The organism is Promineifilum sp. (SeqCode) (genome assembly GCF_041918635.1).
In the GTDB taxonomy this organism is placed as follows: Bacteria; Chloroflexota; Anaerolineae; order Promineifilales; family Promineifilaceae; genus Promineifilum.
In genome coordinates this window covers 1-3,596 of sequence record NZ_JAYRVJ010000817.1, presented here as the reverse complement: position 1 = coordinate 3,596, position 3,596 = coordinate 1, and the positions used below count along the sequence as shown (strand labels likewise).

3 protein-coding genes are annotated in these 3,596 nt (G+C 68.5%); all 3 read right to left on the bottom strand.

Going from position 1 to position 3,596, the window contains the following annotated elements; genetic code table 11:
- Nucleotides 1–1,178: vWA domain-containing protein (locus tag ACE3UY_RS23220; RefSeq protein WP_374689842.1), on the bottom strand; the 1,178-nt coding region annotated here is incomplete at its 3' end.
- Between the two features lie 76 nt (nt 1,179–1,254).
- Nucleotides 1,255–2,601, bottom strand: a complete 1,347-nt coding sequence (locus ACE3UY_RS23215) for an ATP-binding protein (protein ID WP_374689841.1) — start codon at nt 2,599–2,601, stop codon at nt 1,255–1,257.
- Between the two features lie 121 nt (nt 2,602–2,722).
- On the bottom strand, nt 2,723–3,520 hold the full coding sequence (gene ppgK, locus ACE3UY_RS23210) for a polyphosphate--glucose phosphotransferase (RefSeq protein ID WP_374689840.1): 798 nt from the start codon (nt 3,518–3,520) through the stop codon (nt 2,723–2,725).
- Between the last annotated feature and the right edge of the window lie 76 nt (nt 3,521–3,596).

The following is a 3,596-nucleotide window of genomic DNA, read 5'->3' as shown; positions in this document are numbered from 1 at the left end:
TAGGATTGGAGCGTCGCCATCTGGCGCGGCGACAGGTCGCGGGCATTGACGTTGACCAGAACGATGCCGGCGTAGTCGGCCAGGTCCGCCAGGCCGGGCGACAGGCCGGCCGGCGTGGCCCGCTCTACCGTCAGGCCGGACGCGGCCAGCGCGGCCACCAGTTGTGCCGCTTCGTCCGGCGGGTCGCTATCCGGCTGCGTAGGGGCGGGTTTGAAACCTGCCCCTACAATGGCGCCCGCGACGACGAGCGCCCGCGGCTGGCCAACGACCTCGGTGAAAGCGGCCAACTCGTTGTTCTGGGGGAAGGTGTCGGCTCCGACCGCCGGCGACAGCTGGACGCGGTAGCGGGTAAAGGCCGGCGCGCCGGCCCGCAGTTGGACGACGAAGCGGTTCAGGCCCGGTTGCAGCCGCACTTCGGCCTCGTAGACGACCGCGCCATCGCCCAGCACGCGCAACTCGGCTGCCGTCTCAGCCGTGCTCTCGGCGACGATCTCCACGCGGAACGTCTCGCCCTGGCCGACACGGCCGGGGGCGCTCACTTCGCGCAGGATGACCTCAGCCTCCACCGCCGGGCGCGGCAGGTAGACGGTGTCAATGGACACGCCGGCCGCCGCGGCCAGGCGCGCCGCCTCGGCCGTGTCGCCGGTGGTCGCCGCGCCGTCGCTCAGCACGACGATGCGGCGCGCGGCGTCGGGCGGCAGCAGGGCCAGACTGAGCCGGATGGCCTCGGCCAGATCGGTGTGCAGTCTGAGGGGTTGCGAGGCGAAGGGGGGCAGTTCGTCGGCCGACGTATAGAAGCGCAGCGGCTGCTCGACCAGCGCGTTGCCGCCGAAGAGGATGACCCCGGCGCGATCCTCCGGGTTCATAGCGGCGACGGCGTCGCGGACGAACTGCTCGGCGGCAGCCGTGGCCTCCCGGCTCATCGAGTCGGAGGCGTCCACCAGGAAGACGACGGCCAGATCGTCCACCGCCCGCACGCGCTGCGCCCCGGCCAGACTGAGGATGATGAGAGCTAGAATGACCAGGCGCAGTACCAACCCCACCCAGCCGGAGCGGGGCCGGCCGGCCGTCGCTCGCCCGCCCCGCCTCGCCGGCCCGCGTCCCGGCGGCCACACCAGCCAGGCCGCCAGCGGCAGCGCCAGCAACAGCAACAGGGCCGCCGGGGTCGTGAAACTCATTGGGATATATCCCCGTTTCCCAACATTTCCCAACCTGGGATTTGGGATAAATTTGGGTTAAGTGGCGGCCGGCGGTTCACTTGAGGATGTAGTACGTCCCCTTCTTCGAGCCGATCTTCAGCAGCACGCCGCGCTCCACCAGGTCAGCTAGGTCTAGCCGCAGCGTCTCCGGCGATACGTCGGGACACAACTGGCGGTACTCCCGGTTGGTGATGCTGCCCGACTCGCGCACGAAGTTCACGGCGCGCGTCTGGCGCTCATTCATACTGCGCGTCCACTTCGGCGTGGAAGCTCGCTCCCGCTTGTTGGACAGAATGACGGTGAAGGAGTGGGGCGTGGCGCGGAACTCCGGCGGCGGGTGGCCGGCCTGGAGCATCTCCTCGATCATCTGGTCGATGCCCAACCCCAGTTCCTCGATGTAGCCCCACTGGAAGAGGCCGTTGACCAGGCGCGGATTGCGCGAGAAGTGCTCGTCCACCAGGTTGTCGAGCGTCATGTAGCCGGGCAGACCGCCGGGGCTGATGATCTCCAGACGGTCGGCGTACATCCGAATCTCGATGCGCCGGCCGCTGATGCGGTAGTCGCGGTGGGCCACGGCGTTGACTAGCGCCTCGCGCACGGCAAAGCGCGGGTACTCCAGCACCTCCTCGCGCTCCAGCCCGCTGACCGTCGCGCCAATGCGCATCTCGTCGAAGACGATGCTCCAGGCGCGCTCGATGATGCGCGCCAGCGGGCCGTTCAGTTCCGCGCGCCGGCCATAGCCGATGCCGCCGTCTTCGCCGCGCGGCTCAGCGCCGGGGAACTTGACGAAGACCACGCCGCTCTGGGGCAGAAACGCCTGCGGGTTGCGGCCGAAGAGCAGCAGGCCGATCAGCGTGGGGTTGCCCTCGCGGTCGGTCGCGCCGACCTCGTACATAAGCTCGGAGACGGAGGCCACGCGCGAGCCGGTGCGTGCCTCGCGCTTGTCCAGGTACTCGCGCAGCGTCTCCCGATCCAGGTCACCCGGTCTGGCTCCCGGCACGGCCTCGGTCTCGAAGTCCAGCGTCGGGCGGCTGGCGGCCAGCGTGCGAATTTCATCGCCGGTCAGCGGCCGGTTCTCGTCGCGCCGCCGCACCAGCACGCGGCCGTCGGCCAGGCTGTGCAGCTCCAGGCTGCGCGGAACCTGGATGCCGATGAAGCGGCCGGCCGGCAGTTCGACCGACTGGAATTGGGTGGGCACGGGCGGGCGGCAGAGCGCCGCCGCCTCGCGCAGCGCCAGCTCCGCCTCCTCTTCCCAGATTTCGCCCGTCGGCCGCCCTTCGGCATCCACGCCCAGCACGATGAGGCCGCCGTCGGTGTTGGCGAGCGCTACGAGCGACTCGGCCAGCGGCAGCAGCAGTGTGTCGGGGAGGTAGACCTGGCGGGGGCCGGGTTTCTGGATCATGGGTCGGCCCTCTGCGGGGGAGCAGGGGGGCAGGGGAGCGGAGGAGCGGGGGAGCAAGCGTTCACCCCCGCCCCCCCGCTCCCCTGCTCCCCTGCGTTGCACCTACGCTTAGACAGTGACACTAAGCCCCCTCACTATGCCCCGCCCCCGGCAAATCCCAGGCTTGCGGCTCGTGCACGTCGAGCGCGGCCATTGCCGCGCCGACGATTCCGGCCTCGTTGCGGAAAGCGGCCGGCAACAGTTGGGCTCGCACGTTGATGTAGGGGAAGAACTTGGCGTGCTTCTTGCTGACGCCGCCGCCGATGATGATGACGTCCGGCCAGAAGAGCAGTTCGATGTGCTTGAAGTACAGGTTCAACCGGCCGCCCCACTCTTCCCAACTCAGCCCCTTCTCCTCGCGCACCCGGTCGGAAGTCCACTGCTCGGCCGTCTTCTTGCTATCTTGCAGGAACACCCGGCCCAACTCAAAGTTGGGCACGATCCGGCCGTCCAGGAAGAGCGCGCTGCCGATGCCCGTGCCGATGGTGAAGACCATGACCACGCCCGACTGCCCCTTCCCCGCGCCAAAGTACATCTCGGCCAGACAGGCCACGTCGGCGTCGTTGCCCACGGTCGTCGGGTGGCCCGTGGCCGCGCTGATGCGCTCGGCCAGGTTCACGTCGTCCCAGCCAGGAAAGGCCAGCGCGGTCGGCGGCGTCATGACGCGACCATGCATGACGACGGCCGGAAAGCCGACGCCGATGGGGCCTTCGTAGTTGAACTGCTTCACCAGGTCGGCGACGGTGGCGACGACCTCATCCGGCTGGAAAGTGGGCGGCGACGGCAGCCGCAGCCGCTCCGTCACCAACTCGCCTGTGGTCGCGTTGACAATCGCCCCCTTAATCCCCGACCCGCCGATGTCAATGCCCAGTAGCTCCATACCTTCTCCTTACAATAAATCAACCACGGATTTTCACGGATTTAACGGATGAAACGGATTGATTTATGGCGCTAAT